This window comes from Glaciihabitans sp. GrIS 2.15 (assembly GCF_035984695.1).
GTDB lineage: Bacteria > Actinomycetota > Actinomycetes > Actinomycetales > Microbacteriaceae > Lacisediminihabitans.
The window spans coordinates 242,014-265,831 of sequence record NZ_JAXCHU010000001.1; the positions used below are offsets into that span (position 1 = coordinate 242,014).

20 protein-coding genes are annotated in these 23,818 nt (G+C 64.1%); 8 read left to right on the forward strand and 12 right to left on the reverse strand.

The window, feature by feature from the left end; genetic code table 11:
- The 6 genes from phnC to RCH11_RS01230 all read left to right on the forward strand — a co-directional run bounded on the left by phnC (position 1) and on the right by RCH11_RS01230 (position 4,778).
- Positions 1 to 783: a phosphonate ABC transporter ATP-binding protein gene (gene phnC, locus RCH11_RS01205; RefSeq protein WP_442788979.1), complete on the forward strand. Its 783-nt coding sequence runs from the start codon at positions 1 to 3 to the stop codon at positions 781 to 783.
- The gene (gene phnE / locus RCH11_RS01210) at positions 780 to 1,574 is read left to right on the forward strand and encodes a phosphonate ABC transporter, permease protein PhnE (RefSeq protein ID WP_327055160.1); all 795 of its coding nucleotides are present in this window, start codon (positions 780 to 782) and stop codon (positions 1,572 to 1,574) included. Before phnC ends, phnE (RCH11_RS01210) begins: the two co-directional genes overlap by 4 nt.
- On the forward strand, positions 1,571 to 2,392 hold the full coding sequence (gene phnE / locus RCH11_RS01215) for a phosphonate ABC transporter, permease protein PhnE (protein ID WP_327055161.1): 822 nt from the start codon (positions 1,571 to 1,573) through the stop codon (positions 2,390 to 2,392). The genes phnE (RCH11_RS01210) and phnE (RCH11_RS01215) overlap by 4 nt, the downstream gene beginning before the upstream one ends.
- On the forward strand, positions 2,376 to 3,236 hold the full coding sequence (locus tag RCH11_RS01220; RefSeq protein WP_327055162.1) for a MurR/RpiR family transcriptional regulator: 861 nt from the start codon (positions 2,376 to 2,378) through the stop codon (positions 3,234 to 3,236). Before phnE (RCH11_RS01215) ends, RCH11_RS01220 begins: the two co-directional genes overlap by 17 nt.
- Positions 3,237 to 3,485: 249 nt before the next feature.
- Positions 3,486 to 4,085 carry an ATP-dependent Clp protease proteolytic subunit gene (locus RCH11_RS01225; RefSeq protein WP_327055163.1) on the forward strand — a complete coding sequence of 200 codons (600 nt, stop codon included), beginning with the start codon at positions 3,486 to 3,488 and terminating at the stop codon, positions 4,083 to 4,085.
- Positions 4,086 to 4,130: 45 nt separating this feature from the next.
- Complete coding sequence (locus tag RCH11_RS01230; protein WP_327055386.1) at positions 4,131 to 4,778, forward strand: ATP-dependent Clp protease proteolytic subunit; 648 nt, start codon at positions 4,131 to 4,133, stop codon at positions 4,776 to 4,778.
- A 66-nt stretch (positions 4,779 to 4,844) separates the two neighbouring features.
- Here RCH11_RS01230 and RCH11_RS01235 read toward each other — a convergent pair whose 3' ends face one another.
- The 3 genes from RCH11_RS01235 to RCH11_RS01245 all read right to left on the reverse strand — a co-directional run bounded on the left by RCH11_RS01235 (position 4,845) and on the right by RCH11_RS01245 (position 6,906).
- Positions 4,845 to 5,471 carry a copper resistance CopC family protein gene (locus RCH11_RS01235; protein ID WP_327055164.1) on the reverse strand — a complete coding sequence of 209 codons (627 nt, stop codon included), beginning with the start codon at positions 5,469 to 5,471 and terminating at the stop codon, positions 4,845 to 4,847.
- Positions 5,472 to 5,474: 3 nt separating this feature from the next.
- Positions 5,475 to 6,167 (reverse strand): YcnI family copper-binding membrane protein, encoded by a 693-nt coding sequence (locus RCH11_RS01240; protein ID WP_327055165.1) that lies wholly within the window; start codon positions 6,165 to 6,167, stop codon positions 5,475 to 5,477.
- 121 nt (positions 6,168 to 6,288) lie between these two features.
- Positions 6,289 to 6,906: a hypothetical protein gene (locus RCH11_RS01245; protein WP_327055166.1), complete on the reverse strand. Its 618-nt coding sequence runs from the start codon at positions 6,904 to 6,906 to the stop codon at positions 6,289 to 6,291.
- A gap of 237 nt (positions 6,907 to 7,143) precedes the next feature.
- On the opposite strand from RCH11_RS01245, the gene clpX reads away from it, so the two are divergent.
- Positions 7,144 to 8,421, forward strand: a complete 1,278-nt coding sequence (gene clpX / locus RCH11_RS01250) for an ATP-dependent Clp protease ATP-binding subunit ClpX (protein ID WP_327055167.1) — start codon at positions 7,144 to 7,146, stop codon at positions 8,419 to 8,421.
- 477 nt (positions 8,422 to 8,898) lie between these two features.
- Positions 8,899 to 10,005, forward strand: coding sequence for a benzoate/H(+) symporter BenE family transporter (locus tag RCH11_RS01255; protein WP_327055387.1), 1,107 nt, complete (start codon positions 8,899 to 8,901; stop codon positions 10,003 to 10,005).
- Between the two features lie 218 nt (positions 10,006 to 10,223).
- On the opposite strand, the gene RCH11_RS01260 is transcribed toward RCH11_RS01255, so the two are convergent.
- The 9 genes from RCH11_RS01260 to RCH11_RS01300 form a co-directional block, all read right to left on the reverse strand.
- Complete coding sequence (locus RCH11_RS01260; protein WP_327055168.1) at positions 10,224 to 12,263, reverse strand: M3 family metallopeptidase; 2,040 nt, start codon at positions 12,261 to 12,263, stop codon at positions 10,224 to 10,226.
- A gap of 83 nt (positions 12,264 to 12,346) precedes the next feature.
- A complete protein-coding gene (locus RCH11_RS01265; RefSeq protein ID WP_327055169.1) occupies positions 12,347 to 12,574 on the reverse strand; it encodes a hypothetical protein in 228 nt (75 codons plus the stop codon).
- 2 nt (positions 12,575 to 12,576) lie between these two features.
- Positions 12,577 to 15,210, reverse strand: coding sequence for a valine--tRNA ligase (gene valS / locus RCH11_RS01270; protein WP_327055170.1), 2,634 nt, complete (start codon positions 15,208 to 15,210; stop codon positions 12,577 to 12,579).
- 786 nt (positions 15,211 to 15,996) lie between these two features.
- Positions 15,997 to 16,938, reverse strand: coding sequence for a DNA-methyltransferase (locus RCH11_RS01275; RefSeq protein ID WP_327055171.1), 942 nt, complete (start codon positions 16,936 to 16,938; stop codon positions 15,997 to 15,999).
- 176 nt (positions 16,939 to 17,114) lie between these two features.
- Positions 17,115 to 18,803, reverse strand: a complete 1,689-nt coding sequence (locus RCH11_RS01280) for a glycoside hydrolase family 13 protein (protein WP_327055172.1) — start codon at positions 18,801 to 18,803, stop codon at positions 17,115 to 17,117.
- Between the two features lie 13 nt (positions 18,804 to 18,816).
- Positions 18,817 to 20,394, reverse strand: coding sequence for an ABC transporter ATP-binding protein (locus RCH11_RS01285; protein WP_327055173.1), 1,578 nt, complete (start codon positions 20,392 to 20,394; stop codon positions 18,817 to 18,819).
- Entirely contained in the window at positions 20,391 to 21,188 is a 798-nt protein-coding gene (locus RCH11_RS01290) for an ABC transporter permease (protein ID WP_442788980.1), read from the reverse strand. The genes RCH11_RS01285 and RCH11_RS01290 overlap by 4 nt, the downstream gene beginning before the upstream one ends.
- Complete coding sequence (locus RCH11_RS01295; RefSeq protein ID WP_327055175.1) at positions 21,185 to 22,159, reverse strand: ABC transporter permease; 975 nt, start codon at positions 22,157 to 22,159, stop codon at positions 21,185 to 21,187. Before RCH11_RS01295 ends, RCH11_RS01290 begins: the two co-directional genes overlap by 4 nt.
- Positions 22,144 to 23,772, reverse strand: coding sequence for an ABC transporter substrate-binding protein (locus tag RCH11_RS01300; RefSeq protein ID WP_327055176.1), 1,629 nt, complete (start codon positions 23,770 to 23,772; stop codon positions 22,144 to 22,146). The genes RCH11_RS01295 and RCH11_RS01300 overlap by 16 nt, the downstream gene beginning before the upstream one ends.
- Positions 23,773 to 23,818 lie beyond the last annotated feature (46 nt).

The window sequence follows — 23,818 nt, forward strand, 5'->3', positions numbered from 1 at the left end:
ATGGGTGCCGTGCCGTTCTCCATCCACGCGCGGGATGTCACGGTGCGGTACCCGAACGGCGTCGTGGCACTCGACGGCATCTCCCTCGACATCCAGGCGGGGGAGATGGTGTCGGTCGTCGGGCTCTCGGGATCGGGCAAGAGCAGTCTCATCCGCACGATCAACGGACTGGTGCCGATCAGTTCGGGAACCCTCGAGGTGGGTGGGCGACACCTCGAGTCCCTGCGCGCACGGGAGTTGCGGGCCTTGCGCGGTGACATCGGCATGATCTTCCAGGGCTTCAACCTGGCCACGCGGGCGAGTGTGCTCAACAACGTTCTCGTGGGGCGGCTCGCGCACACTCCGACCTGGCGTACGTTCCTCGGCGCGTATCGGGCCGAAGACAGGCAGATCGCGTACGAGGCGCTCGAGCGGGTTGGCATCCTCGGCAAGGTGTGGGATCGGGCCTCTACGCTCTCCGGTGGCCAGCAGCAGCGGGTCGCGATCGCCAGGGCGCTCTCGCAACAACCGCGCCTCGTGCTCGCCGACGAACCCGTTGCGAGCCTTGACCCGCCGACGGCCCACGGGGTGATGAGCGACCTGCGGCGCATCAACCGGGACCTCGGCATCACGGTGATCACCAACCTGCACCTGGTGGATCTCGCCCGCCAGTACGGCACCAGACTCATCGGGCTGCGGGCCGGGCAAGTGGTCTACGACGGTGCGGTGGCGGATGCCTCTGACGCGGTTTTCGAGAATATCTACGGTCGCTCGATCGAGAACCGGGATGTACTCGGCACATGAGCGCGCTCGATCTGCCCCCACGCCCGCGCGGACGGTGGAAGCCCTTGGTCGCCATCGGGGTAATCCTCGTAATCACCGCGATTACTCTCAGCCCCCAGGTCGGCATCTCATTCAGCTTCGACGCGATCGTGCGCAACTGGCAGAACGGCGCCTCCAAGATATTCGCGCTGGTTCAGCCCGACTGGTCGTTCTTCCCTCGCACGATCCCGCCCCTGCTCGAGACACTCGAGATGGCGGTCATCGCCACCTTCGTCGCATCCCTCGTTTCGCTTCCGCTGAGCCTGTGGGCCGCCCGGCTCACCAACCCGAACCGCTGGACTCGCGGGATCGTGCGTACCCTGCTGAACATCGTGCGGTCGATACCCGACCTGCTCTACGCCTCGGTCCTGGTGGCGATGGTTGGTGTCGGGGCGTTGCCTGGCATCGTCGCGCTGCTGCTCTTCAATATCGGCATCATCGTCAAGATGGTGTCGGAGAACATCGAAGCCAACGACGCGGGCCCGCTGGAGGCCGGTCGGGCAGCGGGCGGCACCCAGTTCCAGATCAACCGCGTTATCGCGACGGCGGATGCCCTGCCCGCCTTCGTGAACCAGACGCTGTACGTTCTCGAACTCAACGTGCGGGCTTCGACGGTGCTCGGCCTCGTCGGCGCGGGCGGGCTCGGACTACTCATCGACGCCGTGCGCACCTTCTATCGCTATGACCAGCTGTCGCTGATCATCCTCGAGATCCTTGTCGTCGTGATCGTGATCGATACTACGAGCGACGCGATTCGGAGGCGGCTGGTATGAGCGTCCCCTCGCTGTTTACGCTGCCGCCACGCCCATCGCGCAGGGGACGGGTGGCGGTCGGAATCATCGTCACTCTGATCGTGGTGGCCGCCTTTTGGTCGATCAATATCAACTGGGCGCGCCTCGGCAGCCTTCCGGCCGAGATCCTGCGCTATCTCTGGCTGATGTTCTCGGTACCGGACTGGACGAAGCTTCCGGAGGCATTGCTGCAGACCTGGCGGTCGGTCGAGATGGCCTGGGTCGGAACGGTGTTCGGCCTGATCATCGCCCTGCCGCTCAGTTTGCTCTCGGCGCGCGGCTTCGCGCCGGCCCCGGTGCGTTGGGGACTTCGCGTGCTGTTTGGGGTGATCCGGGCGGTGCCAGAGATCATCATCGCGATCGTGATCCTCTCGGTCACCGGACTCACGCCACTCACCGGTGCTCTCGCGCTCACAGTCACCAGCATCGGTACGCTCGGCAAGTGGGGCTATGAGTCGATCGAGGGTGTGGATCCCGGGCCGATCGAGGCGGTACGCGCGGCCGGCGGCTCTGGCATCGAAGTGATCCGCTGGGGAGTCTGGCCGAGCGTCACACCGGAATTCATCTCCTTCTGGCTGTATCGCTTCGAGATCAATGTGCGGGCATCCGCGGTCCTCGGCCTCATCGGAGTCGGCGGAATCGGTGACATGCTCACGAGCTATACGCAATATCGCCTCTGGCCGGTGGTCGGGGTGCTGCTCATCGTGGTCGTGGTCGTTACGATGAGCATCGACGCCGTGTCCGGTGCCATCCGCCGCCGAATCACCGAGGGAGCCACCGTTCGTGAGTTGGACCGGTAATGACGACGCCGCGGTGACCACGCGCATCGCGACGGTGGTGAATTCGCTGCAGCCCAGCGAGCGTCGGGTGGTGGACCACATCATCGGTGATCTCGACGGTGTGGTCGAGATGACCGCCCAAGATCTCGCGGACCGCACCGGTGTCGCTCGCTCCACCGTGATCCGCACCTGCCAGACGCTCGGCTACCGCGGCTTTCCGCAGCTCCGGGTCGCGCTTACCCGCGAGCTCGCCCAGTCTGGCCACCCGACCGAGGACTTCGGCGAATCCGCCCTCGGCACCATTCGTGCGGAGATCGCTGCGCTCGCAGCATCCCTTCCCCAGATCGCGAGCGTGCTGAGCGAAGCGGACGTCGAAGCCGCGGTCGTCACGCTGCTGTCGGCCACTCGGTTGCTCGCCTTGGCCAACGGGCTCTCGTCGCCGCTGGCTTCCGACCTCTCCATGCGGCTCACCGCGATCGGGCGCCCCACGGAGTTCGTAGCCGACCCGATCGGCCAGCAGATCGCCGCCCGGCAACTTTCTCCGGCGGATGCCGCGATCATCCTGAGCGGGAGCGGCGCCAACGAGTCGAGTCTCAAGGCCGCACGCGCGGTAAAGCTCACCGGCGCACAGCTTGTCGTCATCACTTCCTTTGCCACGTCCCCGCTCGGATCTCTTGCGGATGTCGCCCTCGTGGTAGCCCCGGCGAGCGGGTCATTCCGGCACGAGCTCGAACACACCTCGCGCGTGCCTCACGTGATCCTCCTCGAGTCGCTCGTCGAGGTCATCGCGACCCGACTCGGCGACCACGCCCGCTCGGCACGCTCGACGGTGCTCTCGATCCTCAGCGACAACCTCAGCGACTGAGCCGCATTTCGCCTCGCTGCCCCTGCCGCATACCCCGCTGTCCCGCCAACCCCCGAAAACGCAGGAGATTCGCCACGAAACATCCCCTCCCGCCGCAGATCGGCCACTTTTATGGCGAATGTCCTGCGTTTTGGGAGAGGAGCGACGTGAGCATCCACTCTGGCGCTCTGCCCACGGCGAACACGGCAGTTTCGCCGCTGCGGCTCCGATAGATTCGACACCAGCGACAAACTGAAACGGAGCGCAACAATGGCCCAACCGGCATTGGTCTCGAGCATTTTCGACCAACTCCTCAAGGACCGCATCATCTGGCTTGGGTCAGAGGTGCGTGACGACAACGCCAACGAGATCTGCGCAAAGATCCTGCTGCTCGCAGCAGAAGACCCGAAGCGCGATATCTTCCTCTACATCAACTCACCCGGTGGATCGATCACCGCCGGCATGGCGATCTACGACACGATGAAGTTCGTTCCGAACGACATCGTGACCGTCGGCATCGGCATGGCGGCCTCGATGGGGCAGTTCCTGCTCTCGTCGGGTACCAAGGGCAAGCGATACATCACCCCGAACGCGCGAGTGCTCTTGCACCAGCCGTCCGGTGGGTTTGGCGGCACCTCTGCCGACATCCAGACCCAGGCCATGCTCATTCTCGACATGAAGAAGCGGATGGCGGAACTCACCGCCGAGCAGACGGGCAAGACCCCCGAGCAGATCATCATCGACGGGGACCGGGATAACTGGTTCACCGCGCAGCAGGCCCTCGAGTACGGCTTCGTCGACCACCTTCGGGAATTCGCCTCCGAGGTCATCGGCGGCGGCGGCACCGACGAGTCCGTTACCAAGAAGTAAAGACAGGCAGACACAGTGCAATCAAACAACCTGGAATCACACAACATGCCACAGGGCCTCGCTGGCCCAATGGCCGAGGCCCGCTACATCCTCCCGACCTTCGAGGAGCGCACGGCCTACGGCTACAAGCGTCAAGACCCGTACGCGAAACTGTTCGAGGACCGAATCATCTTCCTCGGTGTGCAGATCGACGATGCCTCGGCGGATGACGTGATGGCCCAGCTTCTCGTGCTCGAGAGCCAGGACCCGGACCGTGACATTGTGATGTACATCAACTCACCCGGTGGTTCGTTCACCGCGATGACGGCGATCTACGACACGATGCAGTACGTGCGCCCGCAGATCCAGACCGTGGTACTCGGCCAGGCAGCATCCGCCGCCGCGGTCATCCTCGCGGCCGGAACGCCCGGTAAGCGCCTCGCCCTGCCGAACGCACGCATCCTGATCCACCAGCCGTCGACCGGTGACTCTGGGCGCGGCCAGGCTTCGGACATCGAGATTCAGGCGCGAGAGATCCTGCGGATGCGCTCCTGGCTTGAGGAGACGCTCTCGCGTCACTCGAACCGCACGATGGAGCAGGTCAACAAGGACATCGACCGCGACAACATCCTGAGCGGTGAAGAGGCTCTGGCCTACGGGCTCGTCGACCAGGTGCTCACCTCGCGCAAGAACATCCCGGCGATCACCAAGTAATCATCACCCCGTAGCAACACGAAGGGCCCGGAGAAATCCGGGCCTTTCGTGTTCTGCTCGCTGGGGTCAGGGCGTCTTCTTCCGCCGTCCGGCGAAGACGAGGGTGAGGATGACGGCAGCAGCGACCGCGAGGAATGCCCCGCCGATCCACAACACCGTGCTCAGCGTGGCGGTGCCAACTGTCTGGGCTCCGGTCGTGCCCGACTCGGGGGTGGGGCGTTCATTGACCGCGGCTGTGCCGTTGCAGTCGGGCACCTTCGTGCCGCCCGCAGACGGCGTGAAGCCGGCCGGTGGTTGCCACGTGAATCCGTAGCTGTCCGATATCGTGTGGCCATCGGTCGAGATGGCCTGCCACGTCACGGTGTAGGCGCCGACTGCTCCGAGAGCGGCGGCGGTCGACACCGCCGACCCTTCGACCTTCACGCAGCCATCACCGAAGTACTTGCCGGAACTGTCGGTGACCTGCAGACCAAATCCCGCAGCGTTGCCGCCGATATTCAGCAGGGCACCGTTGGTAGTGATCACGAAGTCCTTCGGCAGAGCGGTGAGGGTTTCACCAGCCTTCGGGGTGGACGACACGAGGTAGTTGTGCGCCTGTGCCGGGCCGACAGCACCCCACATGGGCACGGTCGCTCCGAGAGTCGCTGCGAGCGCGACAAAAATCACCAGGGGAAGCCGGAAACGAGGCGTCATCGGTTAGCCCGTCACTGTGCGGCGGAGCGTCACGATGGAGAGAACGACGCCCACCGTGCCGACGACGAGTCCACCGATGCCGAACAGGCGGGCGAGAGTGTCGCTGGATGCCTCAGCTCCGGTGGCATCAGTGGTCGCAGTAGACGCCGCATGCGCATCGTGCTCGGCGACAGGCGCGTCGTTTACGTACAGCACGGGGGAGGGGTGTGCGGCACCCTCGCCGGTCCCGGACCAGGTGACAACTGACCCGTCGCTGTAGCTCTGGATGGCGTTGAGTTCGATCTTTCCGGTGTCAGGCACGCCGCCAACCGAGAGAGTGAACTGGCGGATCTCGTTGTCCGTGATCTCCGAGCCCGGCTGGGATGTCCAGATCACCCTGGTCACCGCCTCGGTGAGTGTGGTCTTGTCGACGGTGATCGGTGGGGAAAGGGTCTCGGTGACCAGTTCGACGTCCCAGCCGGGCACGGCCACGTAACGAACAGTTGCGAACGGCGTCGCGGCCGGAATGTCGACCTCGACTTTTGTGGTGGTGGCCGTCGCCGATTCGTTGGGCACCCGGAACATGATGTCCGCAGAGCTTCCCGCCGCGGCGGTGTTCGGGGTGACCTCCACGTGCGCGCTTGCGGCCAGCGGTGCAGCGATGGCGAGCAGCGCACCGGCGGCGATCGAAGCGGTGATGAGAGTTTTCTTCTTCATGTCATTCCTTGGTTCGTGAAGCCCGAACGCACCGGAGCTGAGCTCACGGGATCTTCGGAGCGGGTTTTCAAAATGGTGGCCGAGCAGGCTTGCCGTGTCGAAAAAATAGCCTGTCGGAAAGTCAGGGAGCAGCGGCAAAGGCGGGTGGTCCCCGGTGCCGATGGATCGAGAATACGAGCGCCCCCGGCGTGGCCACGACGGCGCGATCCGTGTGGCGTGGTCGGGAAAGCATCGGAGTGTCGACCGGAAGAACGGCACCGAGCAGGCGCGAGATGCTCAGCCGAGCGACACGCACGAGCCCCCAGAAGGCGCGCTCCGCCAAGCTCAAGGCAGCGATGGTGACGACCGCGCCGACCGCATGCCCGGCCCACATGCGAGCATCCGCGGTCATCGGGGGCACCGTGGATGTCACGGGGGCGAGCCGCAGAAGCAGCGTGTCGCCCCCGTGGTGCATGCCAGCTCCGGCCAGCGTGGTGACGCCCATCGGGGCATCCGCTAACAGGCTGAAAAGACCGTGAAAGAGCAATTGGCTCACCGAAACGGCGATTGATAGTCGAGTCAGGGACAGAGTTTTTCCGGCGAGCAGCACACAGACCGCGCCTGAGAAGGCGAGGCAGAGCGCGAGCCCTGCGGTGGCTGGCAGGACGCCTCCGGCACTGGCGTGCGAGCACGAGGCGACGAAGAGAGACACGATCGCGGCGATCCACCCACGGGCGAATCGCGCCCACCTCGTGGTCATGCCCTCTCCTCCGGCGTCTCGAGTGCTGCACCTACTCTCGAAGTCTAGATCGGTGCCGCTGGGTGCCACACGCTCGCGGCTCGCCGAGGGCGATTTGGGTCATGGTGCAAACAGTGTCGTCTACTCGCGTTAGGCTCTGTATCTGACCCACGGTCGTGTCAGACAACCCGATGATTAGAGGGCTGCGGTCCCATACAGCGGGGCGTGGCACAGGCCGAGACCAGGAGGAGGCCGAGCATGGCTCGTATAGGTGAGAGTGCTGATCTGCTCAAATGTTCCTTCTGTGGCAAGAGCCAGAAGCAGGTGCAACAACTGATCGCCGGTCCCGGTGTCTACATTTGCGACGAATGCGTCGAGCTGTGCAACGAGATCATCGAGGAACGCCTGGCCGAAGCCGGCGAGGAGTCGTCGAGCGAGTTCGAGCTACCGAAGCCTCGCGAGATCTTCAACTTCCTCGAGGAGTACGTGATCGGTCAAGAGGCCGCAAAGAAGGCGCTCTCGGTCGCGGTCTACAACCACTACAAGCGCATCCGTGCGCGCAACACGATCAGTTCGGCAGATGCCGTTATCGACGACGTGGAGATCGCCAAATCGAACATCCTGCTCATCGGTCCCACCGGTTGTGGCAAGACCTACCTCGCCCAGACGCTGGCTAAGCGACTCAATGTGCCCTTCGCGGTGGCGGATGCCACGGCCCTCACCGAGGCCGGCTACGTCGGGGAAGACGTGGAGAACATCCTCCTCAAGCTGATCCAGGCCGCGGACTACGATGTGAAGCGCGCCGAGACCGGCATTATCTACATCGACGAGATCGACAAGATCGCCCGCAAGGCCGAGAACCCGTCCATCACCCGGGATGTCTCGGGTGAGGGTGTGCAGCAGGCTCTGCTCAAGATCCTCGAGGGCACGGTCGCCTCCGTTCCGCCGCAGGGGGGCCGCAAGCATCCGCACCAGGAGTTCATTCAGGTCGACACCACCAACGTGCTCTTCATCGTGGCCGGCGCGTTCGCGGGACTCGAGGAGATCATCTCCCAGCGTGCCGGTAAGAAAGGCATCGGCTTCGGAGCCCCACTGCACAGCAAGGGCGACGATGTGAACCTCTTCGGTGAGGTGCTGCCGGAAGACCTGCACAAATTCGGTCTTATCCCCGAGTTCATCGGCCGCCTTCCCGTCGTCGCGACCGTTACGCCTCTTGACCAGGTGGCTCTCATGGAGATCCTCACCAAGCCGAAAAATGCGCTGGTGCGGCAATACCAGCGCATGTTCGACCTCGACGGCGTGATCCTCGACTTCGAAGACGACGCGCTCGAAGCGATTGCGGATCTCGCCGTCCTGCGCCAGACCGGAGCCCGTGGCCTCCGCTCAATCATGGAGGAAGTGCTCGGTCCGATCATGTTCGACGTGCCTTCGAACGAAGAGATTGCCCGGGTGATCGTCACCAAGGCCGCTGTGCTCGAGAACGCCCTGCCGACGATCGTGAATCACAAGCCAGCGCGCCAGGAGAAGTCCGCCTGACCCGATCGCGTCGCGTGATCGCAAGTTTGCGGCTTCCTTGACATTCAGCGGCGTTCGGTGACTCGGGGCGGCCCTCTGCGGCGCTGCGCGGTCGCGAGGCTGCGGCGTTGCGAGGCTGCGACGCTGTGCGGCTGCGGCGTTGCGAGGCTGTGGCGTTGCGCGGTTGCGCGGCTGCGGGGCTGCGGGGCTGCGGGGCTTTCTGTGATCCTGGGCGTGCGAAATGCAGGATCATGCGTTACTGGTGAGGCTAGTGAGGCGCTCCTGCCACTCTGGTAACAGCGTGTCCTGCATTTGCGACGGGATACGGAGCGGATGCTGCGGAGCGGGCCACGCGTGCGGGATTGGCCCGAGATTCGGGATGTCCGCGCCCCTATGATGAGGGCACCAGCCCGTCACGAGAGAGCCCGATAGCCCATAGTCCAGCCGATCATCGCGGGAATCGTCGCCGCCATCACCGGGTTCTCGAGCTCGTTCGCGATCGTACTCGCGGGGCTCGCCGCCGTCGGAGCGACAGAGTCACAGTCGGCATCCGGCCTGCTCGTGATCTGCGTCGTGCAGGGCCTGCTTTCCATCGTTGTGAGCGCCGTGTACCGGGTGCCGGTGAAGTTTGCCTGGAGTACGCCGGGGGCCGCGCTCCTCGTTGCGACGGCGGGAGTGACCGGGAGGTTCGCCGAGGCAGTGGCGGCGTTCATCGTCGCCGCAGCACTCATTCTGCTCGTCGGGCTGTGGCCGGCGCTTGAGCGGCTCATCGCGCGCATTCCTCGACCGGTCTCGAATGCGATGCTGGCCGGCATCCTGCTTCCGTTGTGCCTCGCTCCGGTGAAGGCGGCGGTCGCAATCCCGGTGCTGGCGATCCCCGTCATCCTGGTCTGGTTGGTGTTGTTCAAGCTGGCACCGCGGTGGGCGGTACCCGCAGCCATCGTTCTCGCCGGTGTGCTGCTCGCTGTCACCGCGGGGTCGGGATGGCTCGCCGGTGCGCACCTCGCCCCGCAACTCGTATTCGTGGAGCCGGTCTTCGATCCTCTCGTGGTCGTGAGCCTCGCGATTCCCCTGTTCATCGTCACGATGGCCGGGCAGAACATCCCCGGTGCCGCCATTCTGAACAACTTCGGCTATCGCGCTCCGGTGCGTTCGGCGCTCGTTTCGTCGGGAGTGCTATCCGGCGTCGGCGCGATGTTCGGCGGGATCACCGTCAACTTCGCGGCACTCACGCAGGCGCTCACAGCCGGCCCCGAGGCATCCCCGGATCGATCCCGACGCTGGATCGCACCCGTCGCGGCGGGGGGCACTTATATCGCGCTTGGACTCCTTGCCGGTGTCGCGACGGCATTCGTCACTGCCTCACCACCCCTGCTCATCGAGGCGGTGGCGGGACTCGCGTTACTCAGCGCGCTCGTCGGTGCCGTGGTTGCTGCGGTGGAGGATGCCGCGCATCGATTCGCTGCGATCCTCACGTTTCTCGTGACGGCATCCGGAATCGTCGTCGGGGGCGTGGGGTCGGCCTTCTGGGGGCTGCTGGTCGGGGGTGTCGTCATGTTGTGGCTCAGCTGGGGTGACCGCCGCGCAAGAGCGCCGCGCCCCTGAGTGCCGCGCGTGTCACCCGCAGGTGGCATACGCGCCCCTGAGTGCCTCCGCGCCCATGGGTGACACGCGCGCGCAAACGTGCGGGCGCGAGTGTCACCCATGGGCGCGGAGGCCGCGGGAACACCCCATCTCGCAGCGGGGCGGGCGCGAGTGTCACCCACGGGCGCGGAGGCCGCGGGAACACCTCATCCCGCAGCGAAGCGCAGGCGGTTTTGACCTCAGGCGCCGAGCAACCCCCTGCGCTTGAGCAGCGGCTCGATCACGGCATCCCGGCCGCGGAAGTCGCGGTACGCCTCGAGCGGATCCTTCGACCCGCCCACGCCGAGCAGCCGGTCGCGGAAGCGGTCACCGTTCTCGCGCGTGAGGCCGCCGTTCTCGGTGAACCAGTCGACGGTGTCGGCATCCAGTACCTCGCTCCAGATGTAGGAGTAGTAGCCCGCGTCGTATCCGCCAGAGAAGGTGTGGGCGAAGTAGGCGCTCGAATATCGCGTCGGTACGGCTGGATTGTCGAGTCCGACCGCCGCGAGAGCCTCGGCTTCGAACTCGGCCACGTCGTCAACGGTGTCATCCGCCGAGAGTCGATGCCAGGCCTGGTCGAGCATCGCAGCGGCGAGATACTCGCTGGTCTTGAAGCCCTCATTGAAGGCGGATGACGCCTGAATCTTCTCCACGAAAGCCGCGGGCATCGGCTCACCGGTCTGGTAATGCACGGCATAGTTTGCGAGGATCTCCGGCCAGAGCATCCACATCTCATTCACCTGGCTCGGAAAATCCACGAAGTCGCGGAACACGTTTGTTCCTGCGAACTTCGGGTAGGTGACACGTGCGAACAGCCCGTGCAGGGCGTGTCCGAATTCGTGAAAGAAGGTGTTCACTTCATCGTAGGTAAGCAGGGTGGGTTCGCCCGCGGCCGGTTTCGGCACGTTGAGGTTATTCACGACGGTCACGGGCTGGTTGAGCAGCGAGTTCTGCGAGATGAGGGGATTCATCCACGCCCCGCCGCGCTTCGAGTCGCGAGTGTAGAGGTCGAGCACGTAGAGACCCACCGGGGATCCGTCGTCGTTGCGCACCTCGAAGACGCGGGCATCCGGGTGATACGCCTGAAGGTCTTCCCGCTCGGTGAAAGTGACCCCGTAGACCTGGGTCGCGGCGAAAAACACCCCGTCCTGCAAAACCCGTTCCGCCTCGAAGTATGGGCGCATCTGCGCGGTATCGACGTCGTACTTGGCGATGCGCACCTTTTCGGCATAGAACGCCCAGTCGGAGGCGGTGATCGGCGCACCGTCAGTGACCTGCAATTGCAGGTCATCCTGCTCGCTTCGTGCGTTGCGCGCCGCCACCGGGGCGAGCCTGCCGAGCATCGCGGCTACCGCTTCGGGGGTCTTCGCCGTCTCGTCGGCGGTCACGTATGCCGCATGATTGCTGAAGCCGAGAAGGCGAGCTCGCTTGGCACGAAGACGGGTGATCTCGAGCACCAGCTCGCGATTGTCATTGGCTCCGCCGTGGCTGCCGCGGGCTCGCGAGGCATCCATGATCCGGGCCCGGACGGCAGGGTTAGTGAGGGCGTCGAGATATGGATGACCGGTCGGCAGCACCAGGGTCACGAGATACTTGCCCGCAAGACCACGATCTTTTGCGGCTTCCGCGGCTGCGGAGATCTCATTGGTTTCGAGACCATCGAGGTCGGCGACATCGTCGATCACCACGGCCAGCTCGTTGGTATCGGCGAGGAGGTTCTTCTCGAAGCGGGTGGTCAGGGTGGACAGCTTCTGGTTGAACTCCCGCAGCTTCGTCTTCTCGACTTCGTCGAGTCCGGCGCCGGCGAGCGTGAACTCCGAGTAGTAGCGCTCGACCAAGTAGCGGGACTCAGCGTCGAGGTCGAGCTCGCCGAGTTGGTCGCGAATGGTTGTGATGCGCCGGTAGAGCTCTGCATCGAGTTTGATCGCGTCGGAGTGTGCGGCCAACAGGGGAGCCATCTCTTCTTCGAGTTCGTTGGTGAAGTCGGTGCTGTCCGCCGAACTCTTGTTGAAGAACACAGTGGCTACCCGCTCAAGGGTCTGGCCGGACTTCTCGAGCGCGATCAGAGTGTTCTCGAAGGTGGGCGGGCCACTTTCGCCGGTGATTCGGGCGATCTCCGCAAGCTGCTCCGCGAATCCGTGGTCGAAGCCGGGGCGATAGTGGTCATCCCTGATTTCCGCGAAAGGAGGGAGACCGTAGGGGAGTGGACTTGGGGTAAAAAAAGGATTCTGTTCAACCATCCCTTCAGCCTAGGGGCCTGCCGTGCGCGCGCCCTCAGGCGCCGCTGTGCGCGCCATTAGAACGCTGGCGCGCTAGATCAGCGTCACTCTGTCGCCGCGACCACGAAGACTTCGCCACCCGAATAGCGGATGACCGTGCCATCGTCGAGCTCAACCACGGGGTTACCCTCGAGCCAGGTGAGCGTCCACCGCAGCAGGCTCGTATCGATCCCTTCGAGCTCGGCTTCGATCGACTTTACGGCGTCAACGACAAGCTGCGGTAAGCGGGCGGGAGTCTCGGCGCCAACGGCCCAGCGTGTTCCCATCTGCATGATCAACCCTCCATCGGTGGTGCGACGACATCGGCCAGTACGACTTTGCCCACCGCGATCTCGGGTGCCTCGTTGAAGTCGATGGTGGCGATACGACCCACATCGCGAAGGTCGTCGAGAGCGAGCCGCAGTTGGGCTGGACCGCTAATGGATGCCGACGTGACATCCGCCTTCTGCGACGCCTTTGCGTCGGTCTTCGCGCGGCGGATGCCGATGAGCGCCTCACCGACGAGAGCCAGCAGACCGGTGGGCCGGGCATCGGTCGGGCCGGTGGGCCATTCCGTGATGTGCACCGATCCGTCGTGGGTCCAGGACCACACCTCTTCGGTCGCGAAGGGGATGAATGGCGCGAACAGGCGCAGCATCACCTCGAGTGCCGTGCGCAGCGCCGTGACGGCTGAGGCCTGGCCTTCTGGCGAATCGGTCGAGTAGACCCGTTCCTTCACGAGCTCGAGGTAGTCGTCGCAGAAGGTCCAGAAGAACTTCTCGGTGACCTCGAGCGCTTTCGCGTGATCGAAGGAGTCGAAGGCTGCCGTCGCCGTCGCTACGACGGTCGATAGCTCGGCGAGCATGTCGACGTCGAGGGGATTGGTGACGGTGTCGGCCAGCTCCTCTGCTGGCAAGGGAAACCCGTAGACGAACTTGGCGGCGTTCAGTACCTTGATCGCGAGGCGTCGACCGATCTTGATCTGCTTGGGATTCTGCGGGTCGAAAGCCGCGTCGGTGCCCAGACGGCTCGAGGCCGCCCAGTAGCGCACGGCATCCGATCCGTGCTCGTCGAGCATGCCAGCAGGGGTAACCACGTTGCCCTTGGACTTCGACATCTTCTTGCGGTCGGGGTCCACGATAAAGCCGGAGATGCCAGCGTTCTTCCACGGTACGCTGCCGTTTTCGAGTTGGGCACGCAGCATCGTGGAAAACAGCCAGGTACGAATGATGTCCTGGCCCTGTGAGCGAAGCGAATAGGGGAACACGAGGTCGAAGAGCTCCGGATCCCGCTCCCAGCCACCCGCAATCTGCGGGGTGAGCGAGGAGGTGGCCCAGGTGTCCATGATGTCGACTTCGCCGATAAAACCGCCGGGCATTCCTCGCTGGCTCTCGTCGAATCCGGGGGCGGGAGCGGATGCCGGATCCACCGGAAGTGCATCCTCGCTGGGCACGATGACCGCGCCCTTTTCGCCCTCCGCATCCAGTTCGTACCAGACCGGGATGGGCACGCCGAAGAATCGCTGGCGAGAGATGAGCCAGTCACCGGTGAGACCGTTGACCCAGTTGTCGTAGCGCACGCGCATGAAGTCGGGGGCGAAGTTGACCTCGCGGCCTCGCTCGAGCATGGTGTCGCGCAGTGCCTCGTCGCGGGCGCCGTTGCGGATGTACCACTGGCGGGTCGATACGATCTCGAGCGGCTTGTCGCCCTTCTCGAAGAACTTGACCGCGTGCATCATCGGCTTCGGGTCGCCGATCATCTCGCCACTGGCCTTGAGCAGCTCCACGGTCTTCGCCTTCGCGCTGAAGACTGTTTTGCCCGCCAGCTCGGCGTAGGCCGCGAGCGGACCGTCGCCGGTGATCGCCTCGGGCGCATCCGCCACGATGCGTCCATCGCGGCCGATAATCGTGCGGTTCGGCAGGTCGAGCTCGCGCCACCAGACGACGTCGGTCACGTCGCCAAAGGTGCACACCATCGCGATGCCCGAACCCTTGTCTTTCTGGGCGAGGTGGTGCGCGCGCACGGGTACCTCGACGCCGAACAGGGGAGTCGTGACGGTGGTGCCGAACAGGTGCTGGTACCGCTCGTCATCCGGATGCGCCACCAGTGCAACGCAGGCCGCTAACAGTTCGGGCCGGGTGGTCTCGATGAAGACATCTCCGCTTGCGTTTTCCGCGGTCGGTGCGGCGTGGAACGCGAGGCGGTGATACGCCGCCGGCTGCTCCTTGTCTTCGAGTTCGGCCTGGGCCACGGCGGTGCGGAACGTTACGTCCCACAGGGTCGGGGCATCCGCCTGGTACGCCTCGCCGCGGGCCAGATTGCGCAGGAATGCGCGCTGGGCAGCGGTCTGGGCTTCATCGCCGATGGTGCGGTAGCTCTGCGTCCAGTCGACGCTGAGACCGAGCTTGCGCCAGACATCCTCGAACTGCGTCTCATCCTCGGCGGTGAGCTTCTCGCACAATTCGATGAAATTGCGACGCGAGATGGGTAGTTGGTCCGCGGCTTTGGATGACGCGTTGTCTCCGCCTTCGAGCGGCGGGGTGAAGTCGGGATCGTAGGGCAGCGTTGGGTCGCAGCGCACTCCGTAGTAGTTCTGCACGCGGCGTTCAGTGGGAAGGCCGTTGTCGTCCCAGCCCATCGGGTAGAAGAGATTCTTGCCCTGCATACGCTGGTAGCGCGCGATGAGGTCCATGTGCGTGTAGCTGAAGACGTGCCCGATATGCAGGCTTCCGGATGCCGTGGGCGGCGGGGTATCGATAGAGAAGACATTGTCTTTTGTGGCGTTGGCCCGGTCGAACCGGTGCGTGCCAGCGGACTCCCATGCGGCATCCCATTTGGCTTCTAGGCCTTCAAGGGCGGGCTTGTCAGGTATCTGAGAAGTGAGCGCCTGAGAAATAAGTGTCTGAACAGCACTGTCGGCAGCAGCCATGGCGTTCTCCGGTTCGATATAGGCGGCACCGAGTCGATGAAGAGGTGCCTGAATGTGAGGGTGCGCTAATTCTACAGGCGGCCTTCGTACACGAATCTGCGTGGGTGCCGGCGTCTCGCTCAACAGCAGAGTTTCGTCGAAACGAGCGGTCGACATCCATATTTCACCGGTTCGGGAAAGGTGACGCTGTTGAACCGTGCGGCTTGCGATGGTGGCGCTCGCTGCCAGTGCTCGGGTGCGCGCACACGAACCCGTTCCGATCTTCGCGACGGCGACAGTGCGATATTTCCGGATAACCCATCGGAAGGGTGGGAGGAAGATTCTGCTCCCGTCACCACTTCTCGAATTGCAGAGATGATCGGCCAATTGACGAAGTATCCCGAACAGATCCACCCGGGCAACCTCGGATGTCCGGACAGGCAGATCGAAGAGTTTCGCCTCAACGGAATGCCGATACCGAGGAACCAGTCGGAGTCCTGAATGCGGATGTGCGGAAAATTACACCCGCCACGTGATCAAAGACTCGACATTTTGATTTCGATTCGATGCCCGCTAAAGACCCGGTCCGCATCGCTGTTCGGCGATCTGACTGAATTGAAACCCTTCGTCGGAGCCCATCCCGCAACGAGGGCTTACCGATAGCACCCTTGGTCCGCGACGGAACTTTCAGCATCCATTCGATGGGGCTCCCTACCCCGGGATCATTCGCAGCACGCGCATAGCCGGGAGCCAAGGTGACTGGGATTTCCACTAAAGTCTGAACATCGGGATCACCGATAGCGTTTTTCAGAGCAACATTGTTGGTGACGGTGAGTCGCTGGATTTGGTCCGCGGTATCTCCACGAATTGTATTTCTTCGCCAACTCGCCCACTGGCGAAGCGCTTTCGCATGACATCGATGGCCTCGCGGTTCTGATCGACCAACACGAACTTTCGACCGAGCTCCAAAGCGGCCGCTCCCGTGGTGCCGCTCCCAGCGAAAAAGTCCATGACCCAATCTCCCGGTGCGCTGCTTGCCTGGATGATTCGACGAAGAACGCCCAGTGGCTTTTGCGTGGGATAGCCGGTTTTCTCTCGTGAATTCGGCGAAACAATGGTGTGCCACCAGGTATCTGTTGGGAGTTTCCCCAGCGCAACTTTCTCGGGCGTTACCAGCCCCGGAGCCATATAGGGCTCCCTGTCCACCTCAGCACTGTTGAAGTAGTAGGTCAGCGGGTTCTTTACGTAGACCAAGATGTTGTCGTGTTTTGCTGGCCACTTATTTTTGGAACGAGCGCCGTAGTCATAAGCCCAAATGATCTCATTGAGAAACGAGGCACGCCCAAAAAGCGCGTCCAGAAGCACCTTTGCATAGTGGACTTCGCGATAATCGAGGTGCAGATAAAGCGTTCCATCATCAGCGAGCAGCCGCCATGCTTCTTCGAGACGCGGCTCTAGGAACTCCCAGTAGTCCGCGAACGAGTCGTTGTACCCGAACGCAACGCTCTTAATCGTTTCGTACGTCTGGCCCTTGAATCCGACGCGTGTTCCAGTGGCCGATCGAACGTTCTTCATCGTCTGCCTTGTCTGAATCTTCCCGGTGTTAAAGGGAGGATCAATGTAGATCAGGCGAAAACTGTTGGCCGGTAGCGTGCGGATAAATTCGAGGTTGTCCCCTTCCACCACGAGGTTTTCGCCCTCCGAGCTCCAGAGTGAGCGTGAGTTATCGAGAAGATCAGCGGAGGTCATGCATAAAAAGCTACCGGCTGGCCACAGAACCTACGAACCAATGGAGGTGCGCCGTCCCATTGCGATCCATCCGTGTGGGTGCCTGAGGAAGTTGTCCCGGCAACAATAGTCGTCCGCCTGCTCCACGTGCGCACCCTCACTCTGTACCCGCAGCAAAACTCGCCAGGCCGCGAATGTCACCCCCGCCGAACCACGCGAACCTCCCACGCCCGCAACGCGCCCGCGACATCCGGCACCTCGCCATAATTGCCGATGACCAGGTTGCCGATGACCAGGTTGCCGATGACCAGCTCGCCCGCGATAGCCGGCGGTAGTTCCAACGACACAGCAGAGAAGTTGCCCACCACGAGCAGCGTCTCCTCGCCGAGGGTACGCGTGAAGGCGTAGAGGGTCGGATGCTCCGGCTCGAGCATCTCGAAGTCGCCGAGTGACACCACTGACGACTCGTGTCGCAGGGTGATGAGTCGCCGATAGAACTCGAAGATCGAACGGGACCCGGCAGCACGATCCGCTGCCACATTGATGGTGCTGTGATTCGGCGTGATCTCGAGCCAGGGCGTGCCGGTGGTGAAGCCGGCCAGGGAAGTCGCATCCCACTGCACCGGTGTGCGGGCGTTGTCGCGGCTGCGAAATGCGAGAGACGCCAAAACGGCAGCGGGGGATGCTCCGGCAGCCACCTCTTCGTCGTAGTAGTTCAGCGACTCGATGTCCTGGTACTGGCCAATGGTGGTGAAGCCGGCGTTCGTCATGCCGATCTCGTCACCCTGGTAGACGTAGGGCGTGCCGCGGTGCAGGTGCAGGATGGCGGCGAGCATGGTCGCGGACTCATACCGGAATTCGGCGTCATCACCGAAGCGAGAGACAGAGCGTGGCTGGTCGTGGTTGCTGAAATAGAGGCTGTTCCAGCCCGCGTCGGCGAGTCCGGACTGCCAGCGTCCGAGCGAACGCTTGAGGTCCACGAGCTTCAGCGGCACGTTGTCGAATTTGGTGCGCGGGCCGTGGTCGAGGCCAACGTGCTCGAACTGGAACACCATGTCGAGCTCGAGCCGGTCGGAGCTCGTGAAGCGGATGGCGTCATCCACCGTTGCTCCGGGCGTCTCGCCCACCGTGATGAGGTCTGCGTCGCGCCCGGCGAAGACCGCGCGGTTCATCTCTTGCAGGTAGTCATGAACCTGGTCGCCCATCACGAAGCCCGGACTGTCACCCACGAGGTCGGACTGCACCTTCGCGATGAAGTTGATCACGTCCATGCGGAAACCGTCGACGCCCCGATCCAGCCACCAGTTCATCATCGCGTAGACGGCGACCCGCACCTCGGGGTTCTCCCAATTAAGATCGGGCTGCTTTGCCGCAAAGAGATGAAGGTAGTACTGGCCGGTCGCCGCGTCGAGCTGCCAGGCCGGGCCGCCGAACATGCTGCGCCAGGGGTTGGGCTCGCGGCCATCGACGCCATCGCCGTCGCCGTCGCGCCAGATGTACCAGTCGCGCTTCGGATTGGCGAGCGAAGACCGGGACTCCTTGAACCAGGCGTGCTCGTCGCTCGTGTGGTTCACCACGAGGTCCATCACGATCTTGATGCCGCGGGCGTGCGCCTCGGCGAGCAGCAGATCGAACTCCTCGAGGGATCCGAATAGCGGGTCGATGTCCTGGTAATCGCTGATGTCGTAGCCGTTATCGGCCTGCGGCGAGCGATAGATGGGCGAGAGCCACACGACATCAACACCGAGTTGCTGCAGGTAGTCGAGCTTGACGCGGATGCCGCCCAAATCGCCGATACCGGTGCCGGTCGAGTCGGCGAAGCTGCGCGGATAGATCTGATAGACGACGGCAGAGGTCCACCAGGCTGGGCTGATTTCGATGCTCATTCGATCGAGTCTTTCACGGCAAACGGGGTGCGGAGGCAATCAACTCCCTCGTGTACTGCTGCTCTGGTGTCGTGAAAACCGACTCGGTCACACCCGATTCCACTATCCGTCCGTGCCGCATCACCAGCACCTCGTCGCTCATATGGCGCACGACGCCGAGGTCGTGGGTGATGAAGAGGTAGCTGAGTCCGCGGGAGCGTTGTAGCTCGTCGAGGAGGTCGAGCACCTGCGCCTGCACAGACACATCAAGACTCGACACCGGTTCGTCGCAGACCAGGATGTCGGGGCGGGGCGCAATGGCGCGCGCGATCGCGACGCGCTGCTGCTGGCCGCCGGAGAGGTGCCGCGGATGTCGACCGGCGAGCTCGGGGGAGAGCCCGACCGAGGCCAGAAGCTCGGGCACGCCGGCTGCGCTGTCCAGCGCATCCGTGAGAATCCGCCCGACCGTCCAGCGCGGATCGAAGGAGCTGAGGGCATCCTGGTAAATCGCTCCGATGCGCGGGCGACGTGCTCGTCGAGCGGACTCTGGCACACCGGTCCACGGTTCGCCCAGAAGGGAGACGCGTCCCGAGTCGGGCCGTTCGAGGGCGAGTACGAGTCGGGCGAGGGTGGTCTTGCCCGATCCGGATTCCCCCACGATTCCAAGCGTGCGTCCGCGCCGCAGAGAGAAGCTCACATCGTCGACGGCCAGGATAGATCCGAACCGCCGGGACAAGCTACTGGCGGCGAGCACCTCCTCGTGTGTGAACGGCGCCTGCGTAAACGGCGCGGTCGCGACCGGAGCGGGCTCTCCCGCCGGGGTATTCGTCAGCCGTGAGAAGCGCGGCCGTCCGGTCGGCACCGCCGCGATCAGGCTGCGGGTGTACGGATGCTGCGGATCCGAGAGCAGCCGTTCGGTCGGGCCGCTCTCCACCACGTGACCCGTCTTCATCACCATCAGATGGGAGGCAAGCCGGCTCACCACCGCCAGATCGTGACTGATCAGCACAATCGCGGCGCCGTCATCTCTCAGCCGTTCGAGCAGGTCGAGGATGCCGGACTGCACGGTGGTGTCGAGGGCCGTGGTCGGCTCGTCGGCGACGAGAAGGCGGGGCCGCAGCGCTATAGCCGACGCGATGACAGCACGTTGACGAAGCCCACCAGACAGCTCATTGGGCCGCTGGGATGCCCGCAGAATCGGATTCGGAATCCCCACCTCCGCAAGAAGTTCGAGCACCCGAGACTGCCGCTGTGCCGCGGTGAGAGAGCTATGAAGGCGCAGCGAGTCGGCGATCTCGCGGCCGACCGGCCGCAGGGGATCCAGGGCGACGAGCGCTCCCTGCGAGATGAAGCCGATGTCCCGTCCGCGGAGGCGCTGAAGCTGGCGCGGGGAGGCATCCGCGATGTTGGTGCTATCGAATCGCAGCTGTGTCGCGGTGACGCTGCCACCGGTGAGACCGAGCAGCGCTCGAGCGGTGACGCTCTTACCCGACCCGGATTCGCCCACGATCGCGACGCACTGCCCGGCCTCGATATCGAAAGAGACACCGGAGACGACCGGGGTCCTGCCGAATCTCACGGCGAGGTCGCGCACACTCATGAGGGCGGTCACGAGAGACGGCTCCGTTCCTGCAGCCCCCGGCCGACCAGCGTGGTCGCCACCGCGCTCATCATGATGAACAGCCCGGGGAAGAATGTCATCCACCAGAAGGACGTGAGGTAGGTGCGTCCGGCCGAGAGCATCGCGCCCCATTCGGCAGCCGGTGGCACGGCTCCCAGTCCGAGGTAGCTGAGGGAGGATGCCCAGACGATCGACTGGCCGATTCCGAGGGTCACCAGCACGAAGAGCGATCCGGCCACGTTCGGTAGCAGGTGTCGCCACAGGCGAAACCAGCGGCCGCGCCCGAGCACTGTCGCCGCTTCGAGGTACGGCGCGCGCCGCACCACCAACACTCGGCTGCGGATGATTCGGGCATAGCCCGGCGCGGTGGCGAGCCCCACGGCAATCGTCGAGGTCACGACCCCCGGTCCGTAGACGACGATGAACAGCAGCGCGAGGAGCAGCCCGGGGAATGCGAACAGCACCTCGAGGAACCGGGTGGTGCCAAAGTCCAGCCAGCGTGGCCCGAGTCCCGCGAGCAGTCCGAAGACCAGCGCGAGACCCACCCCGATCGCCGTGGCCGAGACTCCGATGAGCAGGGAAGCACCGGTGCCGTGGATGATGCGGATGTAGATATCCCGGCCCGATTCGTCGGTTCCGAAAAGGTGCGATAGGGAGGGCCCGCGAAAACTCTGCGCTGGATTAATCGCCAACGGGTCACCCGGCGCGAGCACCCCGGGCGCAAGGGCAGCACAAACCAGGAAGAGAAGTGCCGCGCCTCCGATCCAGAGCCACACCTGTCTCATTCTGCACGCAGCCGAGGATCCACCAGGCGGTCGCCGAGGTCGGTGAGCGTCGTGACCAGCATGTAGCCGAGCGCGACGACGAGCACGACGCCGAGTACGAGCGGAACATCCCGTTGCTGCACTGCCGAGAGCAGGCTGCGGCCGAGGCCCGGCCGGGCGAAGATCGTCTCGACCACGACGGCCCCGCTGATGAGCGAACCGAAGGCCCAACCGGCCAGCCCGATGGCAGGAATCGCGGCATGCCGCAGCGTGTGGCGCCAGAACACGCCGCCCGAGCTTTCCCCGCGAGCCTCTGCCGCGAGTACGAAAGGCGAAGCCATCGCATCGAGAATCGATTCCCGCATCACCTGGGCGAGGAAGCCGGACAGGGGGAGAGCGAGAGTGAGCACCGGCAGCACGAGCCCGAGCGGGCCGGGCACACTCACCGGGGGAAGCCAGCCGAGGGTCGTGGAGAACAGCAGGATGAGGCTGATCGCCAGCCAGAAGTGCGGCACTGCCGCCGCCACCACCTCCAGTACCCAGCTGATTCCGGATGCCGCCCGCCCACCCTGTGCGGACCACGCTGCCAGCCCGAGCGCGATCGCCGCCGCGACCAGCAATGAGACCAGCGCGAGCAGGAGAGTGCCGCCGAGATTCTCGCCGACGACGGCGATCACGGGCTGTTTGAGCGCGTAAGAATCGCCGAGATCCCCCCGCAGCATCCGGCCAAGGTACTGAAGGTACTGCACGAACAGCGGCTGGTCGAGACCGTAGTCAGCACGCGCCTTGGCGAGCGCCGCAGCGCTCGCTTGGGAGCCGGGACCGCCGAGAATCGCCTCGGCGGGATCCCCGGGGATCAGTCGGATCGCGAAGAAGGTGACCGTTGCCACCGCCCAGAGCACGAAAATCACCCCTCCGAGCCGGAGCAATAGCCAGGGGGCCCAGTTGCGACGTGCGTCGGACCTCGGTATCGCGCCTACTGGGAGAGCCACGAGTCATACATCGTGGGCGTCGACACCGTCGGCATCGCCCGCAAGCCCTTCACGACGGAGCGGTGCAGGTAGTGATTCTGTTGGTCGTAGAGGGGCAGGATGTAGAAGCCCTTCAACACGATCTCCTGGGCGCGCCTGTAGAAGGACAGTCGTTCGGTGGCATCCGAGGTCGACGCGGCCTTTTCCAACAGCGCGTCGAGCGCCGGGTCTTTCACCTGGGAGTGGTTGGCGAAGTAACCGCTCGGGGCGGGCTTTGTTCCGGCCGAGTCGAACAGGATGCGCAGCACATCCGGTCCCACCTTCGTGTACGGGGCGCTCACCAGGTTGTATTGGTTCCTGCCGAGGGCGCCGTACCAGCTCGACAGGTCGAGGGGCTTCAGGTCGACCTTGAAACCGGCCTCCTTCGAGGTGGCCTGGAGCTGCTCGAACAGCGACTGCTCGGCAGGGATCGACTGATTGGTACTCACCGGAAAAGAGATCTCAAGCACTTTGCCGTCTTTGGTGCGGTGCCCATCGGCATTCTTGGCGGACCACCCCGCCTCATCGAGCAACGTCGCCGCCGCTTTCTGGTTATAAACGAACAGGGAGGGTTCGGAAACACCGGACTTCTCCACGCTCGACAGCGCGGAATATGAGCGCTTCGCCGTGCCGAAGAACAGGTTGGTGACGGCGTCGTTCACGTTTGCCGAGCGGATGAACGCTTCGCGCACCTTCGCATCGTCAAAGGGTGCGATGCTCGAGTTCAGCTCGATGCGATTGGATGCCCCGGGGCGAGGCGCATCGATGGCCACCAGGTCCTGTGACTTTTTTGCGGCGACCAGAGTGTCGGGCTGCACGTTGTCGATCACGTCGACGGTTCCGGCCTGCAGCGCGGCGTAGCGCGAGGCCGAGTCGGGCAAAAAGCGCCACTCGATCGCCTTGAGGTAGGCGCGGCCCGAGTGAGCGGCATCCGCCGGGGGAGAGCTGTAGGCATCGTTGCGCACCAGGCTGACCGACTGCTGGTGGGTCCACTTCTTCACGACGAACGGTCCGGTGCCCACCGGTGACTCGCAGTTCACTGCCTGGCTTCGCTTCAGCGCGGTGGCGGATTCGATCGCCAGCCAGGGCTGGGAGAGCGAGTCGAGGAGGGCGCTGTCGGGCGTCGAGAGGGTGAAGCGCGCGACATCCGCTCCCACCGCGGTGACGCCGGTGACTTTCTGCATGGCGAGGTAGCCGGTAGAGGATGCGGTGGATGGATTTTGCACGTGAGCCACATTCGCCGCGATTGCCTCGGGGGTGAGGGCGGTGCCGTCGGTGAACTTCACGTTCTTTTTGAGCGTGAAGTCCCACTGGAGTCCATTGGCGGATTCGGTCCACTTGGTTGCAAGCCACGGGATGATCTCGCCCCGTGTGTTTTTGGAGACGAGGGATTCCAGGTACTGGGTGGCAGCGAGGGCCTGCGGGTAATTGCCGCCGACGTGAGGGTCGAGACAGGTCGGCTCGGCGTCGCCGGTGGCGTAGACCAGGGTTCCGCCCGAGACCGGTTTCGTGTTCGTCGGCGCGGTTGTGGCGCTGCAGCCGGCCGCGACCAGTGCGACTGCCAGAATGAAGAAGGGGGCGACGACACGTTTCACGACGGAAGACTCTTTCGGCTCTATTGTTGGACTCAGTACAATATTA